Origin of the sequence: Psychrobacter sp. LFX-11D (assembly GCF_904846475.1) — a bacterium.
Taxonomy (GTDB): domain Bacteria; phylum Pseudomonadota; class Gammaproteobacteria; order Pseudomonadales; family Moraxellaceae; genus Psychrobacter; species Psychrobacter cryohalolentis.
This window is the reverse complement of record NZ_CAJHAV010000004.1, coordinates 36938-57100: the sequence shown is the minus strand read 5'-3', so window position 1 is coordinate 57100 and position 20163 is coordinate 36938. Positions and strand designations below refer to the sequence as shown.

Genomic DNA, 20163 nt, shown 5'->3' with positions numbered 1-20163 from the left:
GTGCATACCTTAACTTAAAATATGTAGGGCTACAATAATGGACTAAATAAGCGTATCACATTATCAAACAAGCGTTCAGCCTTATGACGCCGTTGCCACTCATCCAAGGTTAAAAAACGACAGCTTTGTAAATACGAATCTTGACAAGCGGCAACTTGCGCGACCATTTCAGGCGTATAAATCGCCAAACTGACTTCCATGTTCAGGTAAAAGCTGCGCATATCGATATTGACGGTACCAAATATACAATAATCGTCATCTATAACTACTGTTTTGGCATGCAGCAGACCACCCTTAAACAGAGCAATGCTAACGCCCGCTTCTAACAACTCTTGGTAATACGCTTGCGAGGCGTGCTGAACTAAGAATGAATCAACCTTTTCAGGGATAATCAGCGTAACTTTGACCCCGCGCTTGGCTGCCGTCACTAGCGCGCCTGACAAAGCTTCATCCGGTACAAAATACGGCGTTGTGATACAAATACAGTGATTAGCACGATGTAAAACGGTTACTAAGGTATTATAAATAACGTGAGCGGTCACTTGTGGCGCTGAAGGAATCAGCTGCGCGACCACGCCTTTTACCACCGGCATCTGCGGAATCACTGTCGACATCGCACCAGTACAGGGGTTTTCTACATTTTCTAGCCCATCATCCAATACTTTGATGCGACTATTGATGTCATTAATCGTCGGATTGCGCACATATAGCTTACGTGTGTAGCTGTTGACTCGTTGATGCAGCGCATCTAGATTGTCACTGTTTTCCGCCCCGATATCGGTCACCACCACTTTTGCCATTGCAGTCGCAATGCTAATGTCATTATCACTGACACTGCGTATCGCTACATCAATCCATTCACCGACGTCTTTATTCTGCTTAAAAAACTTAGGATCAACCAAATTAAAGCTACCGATATAACCGATATAACCGATATAACCGATATAACCATCAATAACCACGATTTTACGATGATTACGCAAATCTGAACGCTTAAATAACGTTTTAAACAACCCTACTGGCAATGACTGATGGACAAAAACGCCTGCTTTTTCTAATTTTCGATGGGCTTTACTGTTAAAAAAACTAAAACTCCCCACACTATCAATCAGAATATGACACTCAACTCCGCGTTGAGCGGCTGCCATTAACGATTCTATAACATCAAGCACCTGCCCCTTAGGATAAATAATATAAAACTCCATCAAGATACTGCGCTGAGCGGCATTGATGTCATCAATCAAACGTTTAAAAATAATATTGGCGTGTGTCAACAGTTGCATATCATGGTTTGAGAATACCCCAAACCCTGTCCAGCGCGTACCGATATGACTGACCCCACGGTAATGAGTCGGCAATACCTCTTGCCCTTCGTCAAACACCAAGCGCTCCCGTTGTGCCATCTCATTCATCAGTAGTCGCGCTTGATCCATTCGCTGGCGATAACGTCGACCTATCATCGGCTCACCCACCAGCACATAGGCAATCAAGCCAAATACGGGCAAAGTAAACAAAACCGCTATCCATGCAATTGCCACCCCAATATTGCGCTGTACCGAGACAATACGCAACGTCATCACAATCATAAGAATAATATGAAATATCAGACCTAGCCCAGCAAAGTCTGTCCAAGACCATGCTGCCACTTGCTGCTCAGTAGTAGATAAAGCTTCTATTGTTTTCGCCTCCAACTGGTAATAGCACAATATAATCAAATACAACCAATCAAGTATAGTAGCTTTTATCCGCCGCGCAATAGGTAACTATTCGTTGACTAGGTAGTTGTCATATGGGCTATCACATCATCTAGCCATACTCTCAAAAGCCTTTTTAATAATCATTTTTTAAAAAATGTAAAATAGTGTTTGACAGCCATGTGTAAATCTATATAATACACACCCACAGCAGCAGAGCTTAGTGACAAACTTAGAGCTCAGTTGATGTTGAATAAATTGCTTAGCAATTGTTCGAAGGGTGATTAGCTCAGTTGGTAGAGCGTCTGCCTTACACGCAGAATGTCGGCGGTTCGAATCCGTCATCACCCACCACTATTTAGTATAGCGTTACTCTTAAGTAGTAGGCTAAGTGGTTAAATAAACTAAGTACGACCTAAGCAGCGGTAGTTCAGTTGGTTAGAATACCGGCCTGTCACGCCGGGGGTCGCGGGTTCGAGTCCCGTCCGCTGCGCCATATTTAAAACTTAGTTTTAATACAAAAGTTTCAACCTCAAGTATTTATATTTGAGGTTTTTTTGTGTTTATTATTTACCTAAACCTCTATTATATGTAATCCCCGCCTTTTAAACCTTCTGTCCTCCCATGGCTCACTGGCTCCTTACTCTCCTCCGTTATCTATCTTCAATAATAAATAATTACTATTATTAAAGTCGCCATTTGAATAGTCGGTGATTAAACGATGACCATCCTTATCCTTTTACATGACATACTCATGATGTGGTCAATTTTCATGGAAGAAAGTCTTATACTAAATGTCGCTAAAAATAATTTTTATACCGGTCAATCGTCGACCCTATTCATGAGGACAGTACTTGGAGTCGGCTAACCAATACTAAGATCATATGCCCACCTGTGCTCATATGGCTGCCTCAGACAAATACAGAATGAGTAGATATTGAGCATACTGTACCGTGACAAATAATGAATAAAGTATAATTTATTGAATCATTACGGGTTTTTATTATGAAACGTGCCAATCAATTACAGCCTTTATCTCGCCAACATCACCTTGGACTTAACCTGTCTCGCCATGCTAAAGAATGTACTGATGAGCCTGCTGAGATTGCCAAGCATTGGCATTATCTCATGGCTTATATTAAAAATATGCAAGCTCACTTTAATATTGAGGATACCTTAATCACTTATGCTTTAGATCCTTACCGTGCCTCTCATACTGAGGTTGCCTCAGTGCTTGATACTTTAGATGTTAAGCATAGACAGCTATATAAACTAATGGATGAAACTGAGCGTTCACATAAATTTATCAATAAAGAGGTAGCCGCTGCGCAAGTTCAAGCATTAGGCACGCTTTTATACGACCTTATTCGTTTTGAAGAGCGTGAATTATATCCAGCTGTTGAAAAACACCTGACGGAAGCAGAGCTCAATGCCATTTATGAAGCGAGCCCTGACAGTATCAAACGTACTGATGAGCTGTGTTAAAAACTAAGACAGCCTTATCAATCATGACTCAAATAACACCTCTAGATTATAATTTGGATTATTTAATACAAAAAAGCCTTCAAACAAATTAGCCCAATCATAGCGCTTGATTCATCTGAAGGCTTTCTTGATATCTTTTTTTCTAAGGTGCCGATTTTAAGGTATCTGCTTTAAGGTATCAGTTTAAAGAAATGCTGACGATAGTGCTTAAGCTCACGAATTGAGTCACGAATATCATCTAACGCTAAATGACTGCCCCCTTTCTCAAAATTCTTGAGGACATCAGGACGCCAGCGGAAGCAAAGCTCTTTAATAGACGACACATCAAGGTTTCGATAATGAAAAAACCGCTCAAGCTCAGGCATTTGACGCGCCATAAAGCGGCGATCTTGGCAAATTGAATTGCCACACATTGGCGACTTACCACTATCGACCCATTTATTCAAAAATTTAATGGTTTCAGCTTCCGCCTCAGCCAATGTCACCGTACTACGGCGTACACGGTCAACCAACCCTGATTGACCATGCTGCTTGGTATTCCAGTCATCCATACCGTTTAACTTTTGATCTGATACTTTAATCGCAAAGACAGGTCCTTCGGCAAGGACATTCAAATCTTCATCGGTGACAACAGTCGCTATCTCGATAATCTCATCATTTAGAGTATCAAGTCCGGTCATTTCTAAATCAATCCATACCAGCCCTTTTTTGCCTTGGTTTCTGATTTTAATTTTATTGGGATGGTCGCCGGTGGTCATAAAATATCCTATGGTCAATAAAGTTTGAGACAACTTACAAGCAATGCTTTAATAGCAAGGTGAATAAAATAATGCGCCTATCTAACTATCTTAGTGCAAAAAATGTTTGTACTTAGGCAGCTGTGAATTTCACTTAGAATTTATGAATACTAAAATATTACAAAATCTCTGCCCAGTGCAGGCGCTTTAGGCTGTATGTTAGCAAATTTTCACGCTACACTGAGCAATATTTTATAATAGGTCACCAACCCATGGCATTAATCCGACAACGCAAACTAACGAAACAACAGATTCGGCGCATCGATAAGCAGCAATTATTAAGTCAAGACAGTATCGATGACAGTTTGATGGATGGTGTGGTCATGGCGCATTATGGCAAGCAGTTGGAAGTGCAAGTGACCAGCTTACCAGCATTCATACCTGTGCAGCCTGAGGTTGCACCTGATGACCCTGAGCCGTTTTGGCAAGAGTTGGCACTCGGTGATATTTGGCGCTGCCACGTACGTACCAATCTACCAATGCTAGCAGCAGGTGATCAAGTGCGCTGGAATGCTGACTCTAATACAGGATTTGGTCGGATAGAATCAGTCAAACCACGTACGTCATTGGTATCCCGACCTGACCGCTATCATAAGCTCAAGCCTGTCGCCGCCAATGTCGATATTTTGGCAATCGTATTTGCGCCCTTACCTGCTGCCGCGCCAACGCTAATTGATCGTTATTTAGTTGTTTGTCATCATGCTGGGGTCAAGCCTTTATTGGTGCTCAATAAAGCCGATTTATTGGCGCAAGAAAAAGGCGTCGATACCAATGAGTTATTGGCGCAATATGCCGCACTTGGTTATGAGAGCGTTTTGACCTCAGTTGACTGTCCTGAAAACGTCGCGGATAGCGATGAGCAGGAAGGACTTGACGAGCTAAAACGCTATATCGATAAAAAGCTGGTTATTTTTGCTGGGCAATCTGGCGTCGGTAAAAGCAGCTTGATCAATGCGCTGCTACCTGAATCAGCACAAAGCGTGAATATCATCTCTGATAATTCAAAACTTGGTCAACATACCACCACCACCAGTCGCTTACTGCCCTTTAATCCAGCCGATTTGACCCAAGGCGGCATCGTCGATACCCCTGGTATTCGCGAGTATGGTATTTGGCACTTGACGCCTGATGACATTATTTCTGGCTTTGTTGAGCTTGCACCATTATCTGGTGATTGTCAGTTCCGCGACTGTCGCCATACTCATAATAGTAAAGGCTGCGCGTTATGGGAAGCAGTTGCTGATGGCAAAGTATTGCAGCGACGCGTTGAAAACCTCGTGACGCTAAGAGAAGAGGCAGATACCAAGCCCTATTGAGCCTTATTAATTCTTATCTACTGTTAATCACGATGATGACCATCACACGTTTACTATGGATAGGCTAATCGGTATAATAGCGCCTTGTTCAATCCATTAGGCTGTCTTCTCAGCGTAATAGAACACTTATTTTTTTGGAGGTATGGTTTGGATCGTGCGCTGGAATTTGTGGGCAACCACCCGTTTTTATTTGGTATATTAGCCGTACTAGCCGTGCTATTTTTTGCTATTGAGAACAAACGTAGCGGTAAAAAGATTTCACCCAATACCCTTGGTATGATGGTGAACTCGCAAAATGCGCAGCTTATCGATATCCGTGCCAAAAAGAAGTTTGTCACCGGTTATATCCAAGGCAGTCGTAATATCCCATTTACTGAGCTAAAAGACCGCATTGAGGAAATTCGTGCGATTGAACAGCCAGTGATTATTATCTGCGATATGGGCGTACAAGCAGGTGCTGCCATTCAGATTATTGGTAAAGAAAACGTCTATCGCTTAGAAGGCGGTGTTGGTGGCTGGCAAGCTGCTGGAATGCCACTTGTTGGCATAAAGGATGCTAAGCCAAAGACTAAAGTCAAAGCAAAACCGAGCTTGCACAAGTAGTTTGATAGCGCACTTTATTAAACTATGACTTACTATCTATCGGTAGTGAATAAAAAAGACACCTCTTTATAGGGTGTTTTTTTATGTGGGATTTGTGATACTGACGACGCTTTTGTATTTATTTGGCTTGAATTTATATTGCCTATCCCCACTTTATAGTGAGCATAATAGAATATAGGCTTGTGATTTACTTGATTGCAGCCTCTATAGGCAAATTTTATAATACTACTTTCCATCCTAGAACCTATCCGATAACAATTGCTCTATACATTTATAAATAAGGATTTATCATGACTGTATCTGTCAAAGTTTATACTACCCCTATCTGCCCATATTGCTCAAACGCTAAGCAACTGCTGAAATCAAAAGGCGTTGATTATGAAGAGATTGGCATGCACGATATGAGCAGCGATGATCGCCGTGCTTTAATGCAAAAGACCAATAACTATCGTACCGTGCCACAAATCTTCGTTGGTGAGACCTTTGTCGGTGGTTTTGATGAGCTGAATCAAATGAACCAACAAGGCAAACTTGACGAGCTATTAGCGGGTTAATTTGCTATCTTGCTATTCTGGCTGTCTTTATTTATTTTACTAGTCTATATGTGAGTCATTTATATAAGTAACGATAGGGACAGCTATAAAGGGCTTTGATAAAAAATATCGAGCTTTTGTCTCGAATTATATTACAATGCTATTTTACTAAAATAACAGTTTGCCCAATCACTTGATTAACTTTTAGAGGAATTATCATGGCTGAAGAACAAGCACAACCGCAATTAGCACTAGAACGTATTTATGTCAAAGACATGTCACTTGAAGTCCCAGGCGCTGGCGTATTCACCAAAGAGTGGAACCCTGAGCTTGATATTAATCTATCTAGCAATGCCGAAAAACTGGATGATGACCATTATCAGGTTGTATTAACCGTTAGTGTCACTGCGAAAAATGCTGAAGAAGCGGCGTTTATCGCGGAAGTTCATCAAGCAGGTATCTTCTTATTAAAAGATATCCCAGAAGATCAAATTGGTCAAATCCTAGGTGCTTATTGCCCGAACGTTTTGTTCCCATATGCTCGTGAAGTCATCAGCGATATCGTAACGCGTGGTAGCTTCCCGCAGTTATTGCTTGCACCAGTTAACTTTGACCAAGCTTTTGCGCAAAGTCAGCAGCAAGCACAAGTTGATGCTGAAGGTAACGCTTAAGTTTTAAATTCAACGCTACTGGCTGTATCAGTAAGACGTTTTAATAAAAAAGCCGTTTACTCATCATGAGTAAGGGGTTTTTTTATGGAAATTTTTAGAGTTTATTTTCAATCATTTAGATTTATGTTGCTATTGGTCATTATTTTTGACCCATTAAAAAACCCTGCTGATTGCTATTACTAGCGGCAGGGTCTTTCATAACACTATTCGATGAATCCGCTATATTCTAGCTTCAGTACAAATATTAGCCTTTTAGGGCAGAAAATATTTGTTGCTTAACGTCATCAATACCTTGGGTACCATCGAACTTGTCATACTTAGGTGCATCGCCGCCTTCTTTAGCTTTGTTCTGATAAAAGCCAACGAGAGCTGATGTTTGCTCATGATACGTAGCTAAGCGGTCGCGAATGGTTGACTCTTTATCGTCTTCACGTTGGATAAGCGCTTCACCGGTGACATCATCAATGCCATCGACCTTTGGTGGATTGTGATCAATATGATATACACGACCCGAGCCAGCATGTTGGCGACGACCTGATAATCGCTTGACGATTTCATCATCAGGTACACTGATTTCAATTACATGATCAATCGTCACGTTGGCATCTGCAAGCGCTTGCGCTTGTGGAATGGTACGCGGGAAACCATCTAAAATACAGCCGTTAACACAATCAGGCTTAGCGATGCGTTCTTGCACGAGGTTAATGATCAGATCATCAGAAACCAAACCACCAGCGTTCATCACGTCTTTGGCTTGTTTGCCAAGCTCAGTGCCTTCTTTGATTGCTGCACGCAGCATATCACCCGTTGAGATCTGCGGAATATCATATTCTTTAGAAATAAACTGAGCTTGGGTACCTTTACCGGCGCCTGGTGGACCTAGCAAAATAATACGCATCATTACACGATTCTCCTTAATAAATAGGATTTTGGGACTAATAAAACTTAGGGATTGGTGGTTTGCAGAGCTTACCTTACCTTGTGGCTTTCAAAACCTCAAGTATTTTTAGTATTGATGCAGCAACATATGATGACTTATCTGTTCATGAGAGAAGGTTGCGCGCCATAGATGAGACAATAGCGCGCACTAAATGTAGGATGATATTCTGGACTCAGCGAGTTAAGGAACTTGCTGATTAATGGCCACATTGACTTGATTCTGCTCGACGCTTATCACCACAGGATTACCTGATAGATCACCTGACTCGGCAATGGCAGTACCACTATGACTGATGCGAGCAATGACAGCGAGTTGAACTTTTTCATCACGCGCAGATTTTAATGTGCGCTCTGGCATCATCGCATCTAAATCACTTAGACTAACAGTTGCTTCGCCTTGTTTAATCACGCTAATCGGTAAACGCTTGGCGGCAAATGGCGGGCCACCTTTCACATCACGTATCGCGACAAACAATACATCTTCAGCTTTCACTAGTGGCAACAATGAACGATCAATAGAGACGGTGACTTCAATCCCTTCAGATGCTTGCTGCTCTTGTGCCGTGACATTGGCACTTAGCTCATCAAGACTGCTCAATGCTTGGGTATGGTCACCTGGTTTGGCAGCAATGCTCTTACGTAACCGCTTAATCCAACCTTGCGCTTGTTCAAAATTATTACCACGCGCCTCGCCCATTGCCATCAGCATTTGCGCACCTTCGTGCTGCGGATTTTTGGCAAGAACATCTTGCAGCACACGGCGGCTATTGGCATCAAGCTGACCTTTATTAGCAAAAAAGCTAATCTGCGCATAAGTGGTGGCGATTTCTTCGTTGTCAGGCGATAGACGATAAGCACGAGACAAAGCTTCAATCGCTGAGTCAGTAGCTTCTAACGACAAAAACAGCTCTGATAAACGCATCCAGCGATCAGGGTCATCGGCATGACGATATACGTTGGTCTGCATGGCACTGATCAACTGAGTACCATCTTCAATCGCCCAAGCGGGTGGCTGGTCAATCTTACCGGTCAATAAGTCATCCGCCACTTGGGCAACTTTGTCTTCTGCTGCCCACAAATCAAAGACTGGTGTACGATCACCGACTAAGAAATAAGCCAATGCTGCCAGCACAGGCACCCATACCATGATAATCAAACGACTCTTAATACCAGGCGCGACCATTGGGGTGACTTCACGCTGTGCATCCAATAGCTGACGCTCAAGCTCGATCTTTTGATTTTGATAATGGGCGTCATCAATCGTGCCGTTGTCTTTGTCTGATTGTAATTCTGTCAAACGCTCACGAAATACACCGATATTGATGTCTAGTAGCTGATTGTCAACAGGATTTTCTCGTAACCTTGAAGCTCGTAGCCAAGGTGTGATAACGATCACTGCCAGTACGAGTGCAATCAGTAAGCTTAGGGCAATAAATAAGCCAAAAGTAGAAAATAGGGTCATTTTTTGTCCTCTATGCTTGTGATGTCATGATCTGTTTTATTGCGATCAGCTCGTGATAACAGACGATCAAGTTCCGCTTCTTCTACTGCTGATAACGCAGCAGCGCTGTCTACCAAGATGCCACTTTGACCACGCGCAATACGCTGACTGCGTTTGCTTTGCCAAAACCAGCCAGCAATTAATACAATTAATAATAATGGCGGGAAGAACCATAATATCCACGTTGAAGGACGTACGGGCGGCTTATAAGTAATAAAATCGCCGTAACGCTCTTGCATATAAGCGCGAATCTCACCATCACTACGACCTTCTTTAATCATGTCATAGGTTTTTTGCTTTAAATCTTGGGCAATTGGCGCATCAGAACCTGCCAAGTTTTGGTTTTGACATTTTGGGCAACGCAGCTCTTCGATAAGACCACGGTACTGGGCTTCTTGCTGCACTGAGTCAAAGTCGTAGACGTCAATGGCGGCATAAACATTGATACTAAGCACGCCAAAAAGACAAGCAATGATCAAACTTGCCAAATTTTTCGTGATAGATTTTAATGGCATCATAATCATTTGCACGCCTCCTTAACTTGGTCAGGATCAGGGCTGACATTATTTTTATCAGCCTCATTGAGCACCATCAGACAAGGCGTGATACGGCTCTGCCAATTACTTTCATTAATCTCACCGACAATGTGCTGACGAATAATACCTTCACCATCGACCACAAAGGTTTCAGGTGCACCGGTCAAACCCAAATCTAAGGCAAATTGACCAGATAAGTCTTGGATAGACATCGAAAAAGGGTCACCGCCACGGTTTAAATAACCGAGGGCGTCGCCAATATCATCTTTATAATTGACGCCCACCAGATTGACGCCACGTTCCTCTAACTGCATTAAAAAAGGATGCTCAATGATACAAGTTGGGCACCAAGAGCCCCAAATATTCATCAAAAACGGCTGATCTGGCAGGTTGTCATTGGTCATGATACGGCTGGTATCGGACAATAACGGCAGCTCAAAAGCGGGCACTGGACGCTCAAGAGCGGTATTGGTTACGATTTCGGTCGGCTGACCTAAACGAAAATACAGCATGACTATAAAAGCGGCAAAGATGATCAGCGGAATCAAAAACCATATTCTGATTTGGCTTTTTTTCATCGTTTGATTGCCTTTTTTATCAGTACCTTTTTGAGGAGACTTCTCTGATTGAGTCATCTTATTTCTCCCCTATTGTTGCCGTGGCATCTGTCACATTGTTGCCATCTAAGTCAGTAACGGTCGCGAAACCTGACTTGCTTGCTGTAATTTGAGCGGGCGTCTTAGTTGTTTTGAGACGATAGCGCCTATCAAGCATACTCAATAGACCACCTAATGCCATAATAATAGCGCCGAGCCATATCCAGCGAATCAATGGCTTCACATAAATACGTACTGCCCATTGATTACTACCCTCAGCGATAGGCTCACCAAGTGCGACATACAAATCACGCATGAGGTTGGCATTAATTGCCGCCTCAGTCGTCGGCATCGTACTGATGATATAAGTCCGTTTTTCAGGATGAAGTATCGTTACTGCCTTGCCCTTCTTAGTGACTGTGACCTCAGCTTGCGTTGCGTCAAAGTTGCTGCCTCTCGTCTCTCTTAAATCGGTTAATGCAAAGTCATAACCTTGGACATTAACCGTTTCACCAATCCTTAGTGCCACATCGCGCTCGATGCTTAAGGTACTGGTAAACGCAACACCGATGACCGCTATAATAACGCCGATATGAGCGGTCTGCTGACCCCAGTAGCTTAAACGGAGCTTAGCTAAGCCCTTGAATAAGCTTGGGGCATTTTTGGTTTTGTCTTTAAAATCGACCACCATCCAGAACAATACCCAAAAGCTCACCGCTAGCGTCACGCCAATATTGAGCATGGCAGAAGGGCTAACAAAATAGGCAATGACTGCAGCTAAAACAAGGCTACTTGCCGCAATGACCATACCAGCGCCTAAGAGCGGGCGACTGTCTTGTTTCCAGCGGATATTGGAGCCCATGCCCATTGCTATCATTAATAGCCAAGTCAATGGCACAAACAGCGCATTAAAATATGGAGGACCTACGGATACCTGACCTAAATTAAAGGCATCAGCAATGATAGGATAGAGCGTACCAAGTAATACGACTAAGGTCGCAATCAATATGATGACGTTGTTAATGACTAAAAACGACTCACGTGAAATCAGCTGATATTGACTTTCAATCGTGAGACGCCAGCCACGTACAGCGAACATCAAGAGACCACCGCCAACAATAATGCCAAGAATTGCTAAAATCACTAAACCACGCGTGGGATCCGCAGCAAATGAATGCACAGAGGTAATCACCCCAGATCGGACTAAGAATGTCCCGAGTAAGCTTAAGGCAAAAGCAAAAATGGCCAGCATAATCGTCCACGCTTTAAAGACACCGCGTTTTTCAGTGACTGCAAGCGAATGTAATAATGCTAAACCTGCCAACCAAGGCAATAGCGAAGCGTTTTCTACTGGATCCCAAAACCACCAGCCACCCCAACCAAGCTCGTAATAAGCCCACCACGAACCCAGTGCAATACCAATGGTTAAGAACCCCCAAGCAGCCAATGCCCATGGACGTGACCAGCGTGTCCACACCGCATCTAAGCGACCTTCCCACAATGCTGCCATACAAAAGGCAAATGGCACGACCATACCCACATAGCCCATATATAGCATCGGTGGATGGATAATCAAACCAAAATCCTGTAAGACAGGGTTTAAATCAGCACCATCCACGGGCAAGTTTGGCAAAGTGCGGTCAAACGGTGACGAGGTAAAGATGAGCATGGCCAGCATCATCATTTGTACGCCAGCCAATATCACCAATACACGCGCCCGCATCGACAATGGCAAACCACGACTAAAGTATGAGACCAAGGCACACCACGTTGCCATGATAGTCATCCATAGTAGCAGCGAGCCTTCATGTCCGCCCCACGTCGCTGATAACTTATAATACCAAGGCAGCAAGGTATTCGAGTGCTGCGACACATAGACAAGGCTAAAGTCATTAAAATAAAAGCCTGCCATCAATGCCCCAAACGAGGTAATCATGGCGGCAAACTGCGCCCATGCCAAACTCGGTGCCAAACGCTGCCAAGCAACATGGTCACGCATAACGCCTATCGTTGGTAATACTACCTGCAAAATCGCCAACATAAAGGCGGCTAGCACGGCAAAATAACCCAATTCTGTGATTAACATACGGTCTAACCTTGTTTACCTTAATACGGTCATTGTTTATTTTAGGGATTGGTATTGCAGGATAATCGAAAGTATCCAATACTTGTTACTGCTTGTAGTTTAAACGATTATTATTATCTAAATAACGCCCTAAGCCATTGCAGCTTAGGGCGCTTACAGCATGGTACATTAGCGTCAACTTGTCACGTTTCTGTATCCACTCTGTATGCGATGTGTATAAAAAGCATAAAACATTGCTTATCACTGCATAGCTGGGAAAAACACCAATACCAGATGTAGCCAACCTGCCAAAAATCCCGTTAAGCCGCCAAGCACAATTAGCGTCATCTCATCTTCACGAAAGGCAGGACGTAATAAGTTTTGGAATTCATCAGGCGTCAGCGCTCGGATGCGATCACGAAACAGTCCAAATATCTTACTGGCACGACTTTCATTGAGCTCAGGGTCCCTTAGTGGCACCATCGTTGCAACGATAGATTTATCAATGATGGTATTTTTTAATTGCCCAAACTCGCGGCGACCCAGTCCTAATCGTAAAGTCGTATTAATCACTGGTGACTCTAAGACTTTATACAGATGCGACTTCATCAATTCACGCGTCTCAATAGCGCGGTCACCATACATCATCTCATTCATGATGTTCTCAAGCGTCACCAAATCTTTGACCACAATCTCAGCAAATACTTCAGATACCTCTTCTTGGCGCTTCATAAAGCCGCCTTGGAGTCGATATCGAGCGATATGCGGTAATTGTGGCTTAATAAAAGGAAAACGGCTCTGTAGCGCAAAAAACTTTATATAACGGATAAAATGCGGCTCTACAGGATTAAATACCATCCAAATCGCAATCCAATTGGTCAAAAATCCCCAAATGGCCGCAAAAAACGGTACTGTCCAATGTTGCGGCACTACCAAGAATATAAACATTTGGATAATGCCAAAAATCAGCCCAATCAAAGCACTAATATGCCAAATAAAATTGATTTCTTTTTGTCCGACTTTTAAGAACATATTGACCATCAAACGACGATCACTCTCCATCTTATTGACAATCATCTTGCGCATATCGACCAAATCTTCGACATGATAGGTCAAGTCAGTCACCAAAGATTGCATAATGCTTGGCAGCTCTTGGTGCGCTTGGGCATAGACACGGCGCTTGAGCGCATAAGGCAGATTGCCCCACAGTGCTGGCGAATGATCAAGCATAATTTCATCAATCAAGTTTTCAAGGTTTTTATCAACCGCCTCAGTGATGAACAGCGCCATCTGATCTGGTTCCATAGCCTGAAAAAACTCATCAAGCGAGCCAAGCTTAGATAGCGTCTGATCAACAATCACGCCAGATATCTTACCCGCTTTTCTTGGCACAATACCTTGCCAGCCAATACCCGGCAGCCCAAAGAATGGGAAATTAGGGATGCGTATACCGCGAAACTTAATCGGATAAAACAACATCTTGAGCGCCATCCAGACATGAATCCATGTCACAAATGCTGTCACCGGCGGAATGGTAAGCATGGCAAAAAACTCAGGGTGCTCAGCGATTGTTTGCCACAATGAAGTTACATCCATGACTTTATGTATCCTTGCCGTGATGATCGATGTTGACCAAATATTCTGAGCACATTAACAATGCTTAGCAATAAGAAGCCCTCTCCCCAATAACTACTACAAAATAAATCGCCTGATTTTAGCATACTTGCCATCCATTAGCACATGTAGACCCTAGGCAAGTTGTGACTAGAGATGACACGTTTTACACTGCTACTGTGGCACAAAAAATCCTTAAAATAATCTACTGGCGTATGACCAGTAACCGATTTAATAACTACTTCTTTCGAATTTACTCGGTGATTAGATCCGTTGTGAAATGAGTCACCAACCACAGTCGTATACATAATGATGCCACCTTTTATAACAGCGATAAAATAAATGACTGTCTACTGCGTCATCGCTTTTGATCTGTTATAATTTGCCGTTGTCGTTTGCGAGATGTTTGTAGATCTATTATGATAATATTTCAGATATTGAATGCTTCTTATATCACGCTATGTTGTTGAAAGTCCTTAGCTTATCCTTTATGCTCACCTCGCTTTGTCTACATGATATTTGACATGGTCGACTGCTACTTCATAAATACCTCCTTTGATAACTTTTTGATTTATTGTCTCACTGACTGTTTGGGTACTGACTTTATATGAACAAACCGCTCACTCCTGATACCGAACAGGTCAATCGCATTTTTACCAGTCGCATTCTTATTCTTGGATTAATCATATTTGTGGGCTTGTTAGGGCTAATAGTACGTTATGGATTTCTGCAAGTTTTTGCTCACGATAAATATACGACCCAAGCAGACAACAATCGCATCAAATTGATTTCTGCCCCACCAAGTCGTGGTTATATTTATGATCGCAATGGCGTTATCCTCGCTGACAATCAGCCGGTTTTCACCGCTATGCTCAGCCCTGATGAAGTCGAAAACCCTGAGCGTACCTTACGATTACTCGCGCCCATCTTTGATTTGACGGATGAAAATATCACCGATATTTTGGCGCGTGTGAGTAAAAGTAAAAATGATCCGGTAACCATCAAGATTGACTTAACCGAGGCGCAGTTGGCGCAGTTTAGTGAACGCAAACCCTTTTTTCGCGGTGTTAGCATCCAAAGTAAGCTCACACGCTCATACCCGTATGACGAACTTTTTGCCCACGTTATTGGCTATGTCGGACGTATTAACGACAAAGAATCGAAGAGAATCAATAAAGATCGCTATGCCGGTACCGACCTTATCGGTAAGATTGGGATCGAAGATTATTACGAAGATATTTTACTTGGGCAACCCGGTTATCAGTCAGTAGAAACCAACGCACACGGCAATGTGCTGCGTCAACTCGATACTAAGCCACCAATCGCCGGTAACGACATCACCTTAAGTTTAGATTATGGGTTGCAGGTTGTGGCGCAGCAGCAGCTTGATGGCAGGCGCGGTGCCATTGTGGCAATAGACCCCAAAACCGGCGATGTACTAGCCTTTGTCAGTAATCCAAGTTATGACCCAAACCCCTTCATCTCCGGCATCTCATTTAAAGACTATGATGATCTGCGTGAAGATTTGGATCAGCCACTTTATAATCGTGCCCTACAAGGTACTTATCCACCGGGTTCAACCATCAAGCCCTTTGAAGCCCTAGGCGGTATTCATTATGGTCTACGTAACTGGGAAACCACTATCTACGACCCAGGTTACTTTAGCTTACCGGGTGACTCACACCGTTTTCGTGATTGGAAAAAAGGTGGTCATGGCACTGTCGATCTCAAAAAATCCATCGTGATGTCAGTCGATACTTATTATTATAAATTGGCGTATGAAATGGGTATTCAGCGCTTACATGACTGGATGGTACGTTTTGGCTTCGGCGAAGAAACTGGCATTGACTTGCCCAATGAAAAATCTGGAATTATGCCTTCACCAAAGTGGAAAAAAGACACGTACGATAAGGGTTGGTTACCGGGTGAGACCATCTCTGTCAGTATTGGTCAAGGCTATTTCCTAGCGACGCCACTACAGATTGCCAATGCAACGGCCATGACAGCGAGTAAAGGTCTTCATATTACTCCGCATCTCTTAAAGAGTAGCGACGGTGCGGCAGCAGTCGATGTCATCACCAAACCGGATGGCAAGATTGATTATAATGGCAAACCCTCTGATTGGCTGCGTATGCATGATGCTATGGAGCAAACGGTCAAGGCCGGTACTGGACGCGGTATATACACACCGCGCTATCGTATCGCCGGTAAAACGGGCACCGCGCAAGTAAAATCCATTGCTCAGGGTAAAAGCTATAACAAATCCGCGCTGGATAAGCGCCACTGGGATCACGCTTGGTTTAATGGCTTTGCGCCAGTAGAGGATCCACAAATCGCCCTAGCGGTATTGGTCGAAAACGGCGGTGGTGGTAGTGTCGTTGCTGCGCCTATTGGGCGAGCCTTGTTTGATTATTGGGTATTACAGCGCGACACCAATCCTATTTTGCCGCCCACTGCTGATCAGCTAAAGGTTATTAAACGGCAAAAAGCATTTGAGAAAGCCATGCGTGATGCGATACGTGAAAAAGAAGACAAAGCACTAGAAGCCGCAAAAGAACAGGCTCAAACCGCTACAACGACAGCGACTTCTGACTAACATATTCAGTATAGAGTAGATAACTAAGCTAATTTTATGAAAAAATCTTCAAGCGCGCGTAAGCCCAATAAAAACCAAAAAACCAAATCTACTGCAGCTGGTGATGTACGTATTATCGGTGGTCAGTTTAAACGCCGTATCGTACGTTTTATTGATGCAGAAGGATTACGTCCGACCCCAGACCGGCTACGTGAGACCTTATTCAATTGGCTGATTTCTGATATTCATGACGCTCAAGTGCTCGATAGCTGCGCCGGTAGCGGCGTCTTAGGTTTTGAAGCCTTATCGCGCGGTGCTGCTCATTGTATTTTTATTGAAATGAATGCCGCCCAAACTCAAATGCTACGCCAAAGTGCCGAGATGTTACGTCTTGATAGTGACAGCCATAAAATCATTCAGGGTACAGCCGAACAAGTTCTACAACAAAAGCAGCTTGTAACGCGTCCCTTTGATATTGTTTTTATAGATCCACCTTATGCTAAGGATTTATGGCAATCTATTTTGACCACTTTGTTTACCCAAGATCTAATCAATACAGACACGCTTATCTACCTAGAAGCGGATAAAGATTTAGATGAGCAATTGAGCCAACTGGCAACGGTTTTTAATACCACGCTAGCGCTGCAAAAAAACGATGAATCACAAACATTGTATTTTGATTGTCTGAAACAGACCAAAGTTGGACAAGTTGTTGCTGGACTTTATCGCCTATTATCGTCATAATTGTCCGGTTAATGAATTCTGTTAATAAAATTTATAAATGTTTAAAACCGCTAAAAAACTGGCCAACGCTGCAGTTTAATGTATATAAGGCGAAAATAAACCCCAATGCAGCTTGCAAGCGTAGGCGCTACTGCTTATAATGTGCAGTCTGTTTTTTGAGAGCCCCGTTCCCAGCTAAACTCTCAACGAATTCTAATTTTAAGGTTTTATCATGAAAACACTTAGTGCAAAACCAGCTGAAGTGACCCATGACTGGTATGTCGTAGATGCTGACGGCAAAACCCTTGGTCGCTTAGCCACTCAAATCGCTACTCGCTTACGTGGCAAGCATAAGCCATCTTTTACGCCGCACGTTGACACTGGTGACTTTATTGTTGTCATCAACGCTGACAAAATCACGGTAACGGGTAAAAAAGCGCAAGATAAAAAGTACTATCGTCACAGTGGCTACCCAGGTGGTATTAAAGAAACCAACTTCAGTAAACTGCTTGCACATAAGCCTGAAGATGTTCTACACAAAGCGGTTAAGGGTATGCTTCCAAAAGGTCCTCTTGGCTATGCGATGATCAAGAAGCTGAAACTATATGCGGGTACTGAACATCCACATGAAGCACAGCAACCTAAAGCACTAGACATCTAAGGATATACTTATGGAACGCAATTACGGAACTGGTCGCCGCAAAACTTCTACCGCTCGTGTCTTTTTAGCGAAAGGTACTGGTAGCATCGTTGTTAACGGCAAACCACTTGATGAGTATTTCAGTCGCGAAACGTCGCGCATGGTTGTTCGTCAGCCTTTAGAATTACTTGACACACCTACTGCTTATGACCTTTACATCACTGTAAAAGGCGGCGGTATTAGTGGTCAAGCTGGCGCAATCCGTCACGGCATCACGCGTGCATTGATTGAGCTTGACGAATCTAACAAACCTGCTCTAAAAGCAGCTGGCTTTGTTACTCGTGATTCACGTCAAGTTGAACGTAAGAAATTGGGTCTACGTAAAGCACGTAAACGTCCACAATTCTCAAAACGTTAATCAAAGCTATCTCTTATATTTCTGCAACTGTTGTCTTTATCTCAGAGCAACAGCTGCAGCATTAAATATAAGAATAGATTTGCAAAACCTTATAAGCTGTCCGCAGCTTATAAGGTTTTTTTATGCTTGATACTTTTATAAAAAACGATTTTCATATATAACTATCTTGCCTATAAATCTGTCTTAACAAAGGATAAATCACCTTGCAAAGTCTCGCTTACTACCCCATCATAATCATAACTTTTCATTACTAGTAACAGTCTTATGAAAGCGCCTGAACAATACGATCCTAGCAAATCTGCCTCAAAGAGCAGCATGCCGCCACCAAGTATACAGCCGCCTGCTAAGTCTCCGGCTCTACCTGTTGGCACACCGACGATTACCCAAACGCATAAGCAGACCGATCAAGCAGAAAAGAAACCTTTTGAATGGCAGTTTTTAATGCCTAAATATTGGGGTATTTGGCTATTATTTGCTATTTTTTTGCCGCTGATTTATCTACCGCTACGGTGGCAATTTTGGCTCGGTCGCAAGCTTGGTATTTTGATCTATAGTGTCGTAGGCTCACGCCGCCGTGATACCTTAATTAACCTCAAACTGGCATTTCCAGAAAAGCCAGAAGTGGAACGTGAGCTCATGGCAAAACAAGTCTTTGTCAATCAAGGCATTGGCGTATTTGAAACCTTATGCGCTTGGTTCCGTCCGAATGTTTTTACCCGTACAGTATCTATCTCAGGGTTACAGCATCTTGTTAATGCACAAAATGAGGGTCGCGCGGTCATCTTATTGGGTGCCCATTATACGATGCTTGATCTAGGCGGTATGCTCTGTACCCAGTTCTTCCCAATGGATGGTATGTATCGTCCGCAAAATAACGCATTGCTTGATTGGTTTATTTATAATGGGCGCACAAGTATTCTGAGTAAACAAATCTCCAACCGTGATATGCGTAGCCTTGTTAGCTCTCTTAAAAAGGGTCGTGTGATTTGGTATTCACCGGATCAAGATTATGGTCTAAAACAAGGGGTCATGGCGCCATTCTTTGGCGTACCAGCAGCAACTCTGACGGCAACGCGGCGATTGGCAACCTTAGGCAATAAAGTGCATCCACCAGCCGTAATGGCGCTGCATACTTATCGACAGACGCCAGATAATTTGCCACGTGGCAAACGCCCCCATTATCATCTAACAATTACGCCAGAGCTAGAGAACTATCCAAGTGATAACGAAGTGGCTGACGCGACTCGCGTTAATGAAGTACTAGAGGGCTTGATTCGTATTGATCCCACTCAGTGGATGTGGTTCCATCGCCGTTTTAAAAATGGTCCCGAAGGTCGTAGAGATATCTATAAGTAAGCTTTTATTCCAACGAAAATCACTGGCAAAATTTGCTATAATTTACAGCTAATATTTTTTGCTATTATCAGCAGATAAATAATCATAAATTTATAATAATT

18 protein-coding genes and 2 tRNA genes are annotated in these 20163 nt (G+C 43.1%); 12 read left to right on the top strand and 8 right to left on the bottom strand.

Going from position 1 to position 20163, the window contains the following annotated elements; all coding sequences use genetic code 11:
- Positions 1-29: 29 nt before the first annotated feature.
- The gene (locus tag JMX75_RS04400; RefSeq protein WP_201531204.1) at positions 30-1691 is read right to left on the bottom strand and encodes a cardiolipin synthase; all 1662 of its coding nucleotides are present in this window, start codon (positions 1689-1691) and stop codon (positions 30-32) included.
- Positions 1692-1972: 281 nt separating this feature from the next.
- On the opposite strand from JMX75_RS04400, the gene JMX75_RS04395 reads away from it, so the two are divergent.
- The 3 genes from JMX75_RS04395 (at position 1973) to JMX75_RS04385 (ending at position 3179) form a co-directional block, all read left to right on the top strand.
- A tRNA-Val gene (locus tag JMX75_RS04395) sits at positions 1973-2048 on the top strand.
- A gap of 65 nt (positions 2049-2113) precedes the next feature.
- Positions 2114-2190: transfer RNA gene (locus tag JMX75_RS04390), tRNA-Asp, on the top strand.
- A 509-nt stretch (positions 2191-2699) separates the two neighbouring features.
- Complete coding sequence (locus tag JMX75_RS04385) at positions 2700-3179, top strand: hemerythrin domain-containing protein (RefSeq protein WP_201531203.1); 480 nt, start codon at positions 2700-2702, stop codon at positions 3177-3179.
- A gap of 170 nt (positions 3180-3349) precedes the next feature.
- Here the strand turns inward: JMX75_RS04385 and orn are convergent, their stop codons facing one another.
- Positions 3350-3937 (bottom strand): oligoribonuclease, encoded by a 588-nt coding sequence (gene orn, locus JMX75_RS04380; protein WP_011514059.1) that lies wholly within the window; start codon positions 3935-3937, stop codon positions 3350-3352.
- Positions 3938-4188: 251 nt separating this feature from the next.
- Here orn and rsgA point away from each other — a divergent pair, with 251 nt between their 5' ends.
- The 4 genes from rsgA to secB all read left to right on the top strand — a co-directional run bounded on the left by rsgA (position 4189) and on the right by secB (position 7099).
- A complete protein-coding gene (gene rsgA / locus JMX75_RS04375; protein ID WP_201531202.1) occupies positions 4189-5292 on the top strand; it encodes a ribosome small subunit-dependent GTPase A in 1104 nt (367 codons plus the stop codon).
- A 147-nt stretch (positions 5293-5439) separates the two neighbouring features.
- Positions 5440-5895 (top strand): rhodanese-like domain-containing protein, encoded by a 456-nt coding sequence (locus JMX75_RS04370; RefSeq protein WP_201531201.1) that lies wholly within the window; start codon positions 5440-5442, stop codon positions 5893-5895.
- A gap of 290 nt (positions 5896-6185) precedes the next feature.
- Entirely contained in the window at positions 6186-6449 is a 264-nt protein-coding gene (gene grxC / locus JMX75_RS04365) for a glutaredoxin 3 (protein WP_011280820.1), read from the top strand.
- A 197-nt stretch (positions 6450-6646) separates the two neighbouring features.
- Positions 6647-7099 (top strand): protein-export chaperone SecB, encoded by a 453-nt coding sequence (gene secB / locus JMX75_RS04360; RefSeq protein ID WP_011514062.1) that lies wholly within the window; start codon positions 6647-6649, stop codon positions 7097-7099.
- Between the two features lie 244 nt (positions 7100-7343).
- On the opposite strand, the gene adk is transcribed toward secB, so the two are convergent.
- The 6 genes from adk to JMX75_RS04330 all read right to left on the bottom strand — a co-directional run bounded on the left by adk (position 7344) and on the right by JMX75_RS04330 (position 14332).
- Positions 7344-8000, bottom strand: a complete 657-nt coding sequence (adk, locus tag JMX75_RS04355) for an adenylate kinase (protein WP_149409626.1) — start codon at positions 7998-8000, stop codon at positions 7344-7346.
- A gap of 219 nt (positions 8001-8219) precedes the next feature.
- On the bottom strand, positions 8220-9500 hold the full coding sequence (gene ccmI / locus JMX75_RS04350; protein ID WP_181210913.1) for a c-type cytochrome biogenesis protein CcmI: 1281 nt from the start codon (positions 9498-9500) through the stop codon (positions 8220-8222).
- Positions 9497-10063 carry a cytochrome c-type biogenesis protein gene (locus tag JMX75_RS04345; protein ID WP_181210914.1) on the bottom strand — a complete coding sequence of 189 codons (567 nt, stop codon included), beginning with the start codon at positions 10061-10063 and terminating at the stop codon, positions 9497-9499. Before JMX75_RS04345 ends, ccmI begins: the two co-directional genes overlap by 4 nt.
- Positions 10060-10710: a DsbE family thiol:disulfide interchange protein gene (locus JMX75_RS04340; protein WP_201531200.1), complete on the bottom strand. Its 651-nt coding sequence runs from the start codon at positions 10708-10710 to the stop codon at positions 10060-10062. The genes JMX75_RS04345 and JMX75_RS04340 overlap by 4 nt, the downstream gene beginning before the upstream one ends.
- A 1-nt stretch (position 10711) precedes the next feature.
- On the bottom strand, positions 10712-12757 hold the full coding sequence (locus JMX75_RS04335; RefSeq protein ID WP_181210916.1) for a heme lyase CcmF/NrfE family subunit: 2046 nt from the start codon (positions 12755-12757) through the stop codon (positions 10712-10714).
- A 240-nt stretch (positions 12758-12997) separates the two neighbouring features.
- Positions 12998-14332 (bottom strand): hypothetical protein, encoded by a 1335-nt coding sequence (locus JMX75_RS04330; protein WP_181210917.1) that lies wholly within the window; start codon positions 14330-14332, stop codon positions 12998-13000.
- A gap of 625 nt (positions 14333-14957) precedes the next feature.
- Between JMX75_RS04330 and mrdA the strand changes: the two genes are divergently transcribed.
- From mrdA to JMX75_RS04305, 5 genes are all read left to right on the top strand, one after another.
- Positions 14958-16946, top strand: coding sequence for a penicillin-binding protein 2 (gene mrdA, locus JMX75_RS04325; RefSeq protein ID WP_201531199.1), 1989 nt, complete (start codon positions 14958-14960; stop codon positions 16944-16946).
- Positions 16947-16982: 36 nt separating this feature from the next.
- Positions 16983-17669 (top strand): 16S rRNA (guanine(966)-N(2))-methyltransferase RsmD, encoded by a 687-nt coding sequence (rsmD, locus tag JMX75_RS04320; protein ID WP_133104408.1) that lies wholly within the window; start codon positions 16983-16985, stop codon positions 17667-17669.
- A gap of 211 nt (positions 17670-17880) precedes the next feature.
- The gene (gene rplM / locus JMX75_RS04315; RefSeq protein WP_010199223.1) at positions 17881-18309 is read left to right on the top strand and encodes a 50S ribosomal protein L13; all 429 of its coding nucleotides are present in this window, start codon (positions 17881-17883) and stop codon (positions 18307-18309) included.
- 10 nt (positions 18310-18319) lie between these two features.
- Complete coding sequence (rpsI, locus tag JMX75_RS04310; RefSeq protein WP_011514071.1) at positions 18320-18706, top strand: 30S ribosomal protein S9; 387 nt, start codon at positions 18320-18322, stop codon at positions 18704-18706.
- A 264-nt stretch (positions 18707-18970) separates the two neighbouring features.
- On the top strand, positions 18971-20062 hold the full coding sequence (locus tag JMX75_RS04305) for a lipid A biosynthesis acyltransferase (RefSeq protein WP_133104407.1): 1092 nt from the start codon (positions 18971-18973) through the stop codon (positions 20060-20062).
- The last annotated feature ends 101 nt before the right edge of the window (positions 20063-20163 follow it).

Bases quoted from the DNA above. Each gene is read 5' to 3' on its own strand.
- JMX75_RS04385 (WP_201531203.1), top strand. From the start codon at position 2,700: ATGAAACGTGCCAATCAATTACAGCCTTTATCTCGCCAACATCACCTT.
- orn (WP_011514059.1), bottom strand. From the start codon at position 3,937: ATGACCACCGGCGACCATCCCAATAAAATTAAAATCAGAAACCAAGGC.
- rsgA (WP_201531202.1), top strand. From the start codon at position 4,189: ATGGCATTAATCCGACAACGCAAACTAACGAAACAACAGATTCGGCGC.
- grxC (WP_011280820.1), top strand. From the start codon at position 6,186: ATGACTGTATCTGTCAAAGTTTATACTACCCCTATCTGCCCATATTGC.
- secB (WP_011514062.1), top strand. From the start codon at position 6,647: ATGGCTGAAGAACAAGCACAACCGCAATTAGCACTAGAACGTATTTAT.
- adk (WP_149409626.1), bottom strand. From the start codon at position 8,000: ATGATGCGTATTATTTTGCTAGGTCCACCAGGCGCCGGTAAAGGTACC.
- ccmI (WP_181210913.1), bottom strand. From the start codon at position 9,500: ATGACCCTATTTTCTACTTTTGGCTTATTTATTGCCCTAAGCTTACTG.
- JMX75_RS04345 (WP_181210914.1), bottom strand. From the start codon at position 10,063: ATGATTATGATGCCATTAAAATCTATCACGAAAAATTTGGCAAGTTTG.
- JMX75_RS04340 (WP_201531200.1), bottom strand. From the start codon at position 10,710: ATGACTCAATCAGAGAAGTCTCCTCAAAAAGGTACTGATAAAAAAGGC.
- JMX75_RS04335 (WP_181210916.1), bottom strand. From the start codon at position 12,757: ATGTTAATCACAGAATTGGGTTATTTTGCCGTGCTAGCCGCCTTTATG.
- JMX75_RS04330 (WP_181210917.1), bottom strand. From the start codon at position 14,332: ATGGATGTAACTTCATTGTGGCAAACAATCGCTGAGCACCCTGAGTTT.
- mrdA (WP_201531199.1), top strand. From the start codon at position 14,958: ATGAACAAACCGCTCACTCCTGATACCGAACAGGTCAATCGCATTTTT.
- rsmD (WP_133104408.1), top strand. From the start codon at position 16,983: ATGAAAAAATCTTCAAGCGCGCGTAAGCCCAATAAAAACCAAAAAACC.
- rplM (WP_010199223.1), top strand. From the start codon at position 17,881: ATGAAAACACTTAGTGCAAAACCAGCTGAAGTGACCCATGACTGGTAT.
- rpsI (WP_011514071.1), top strand. From the start codon at position 18,320: ATGGAACGCAATTACGGAACTGGTCGCCGCAAAACTTCTACCGCTCGT.
- JMX75_RS04305 (WP_133104407.1), top strand. From the start codon at position 18,971: ATGAAAGCGCCTGAACAATACGATCCTAGCAAATCTGCCTCAAAGAGC.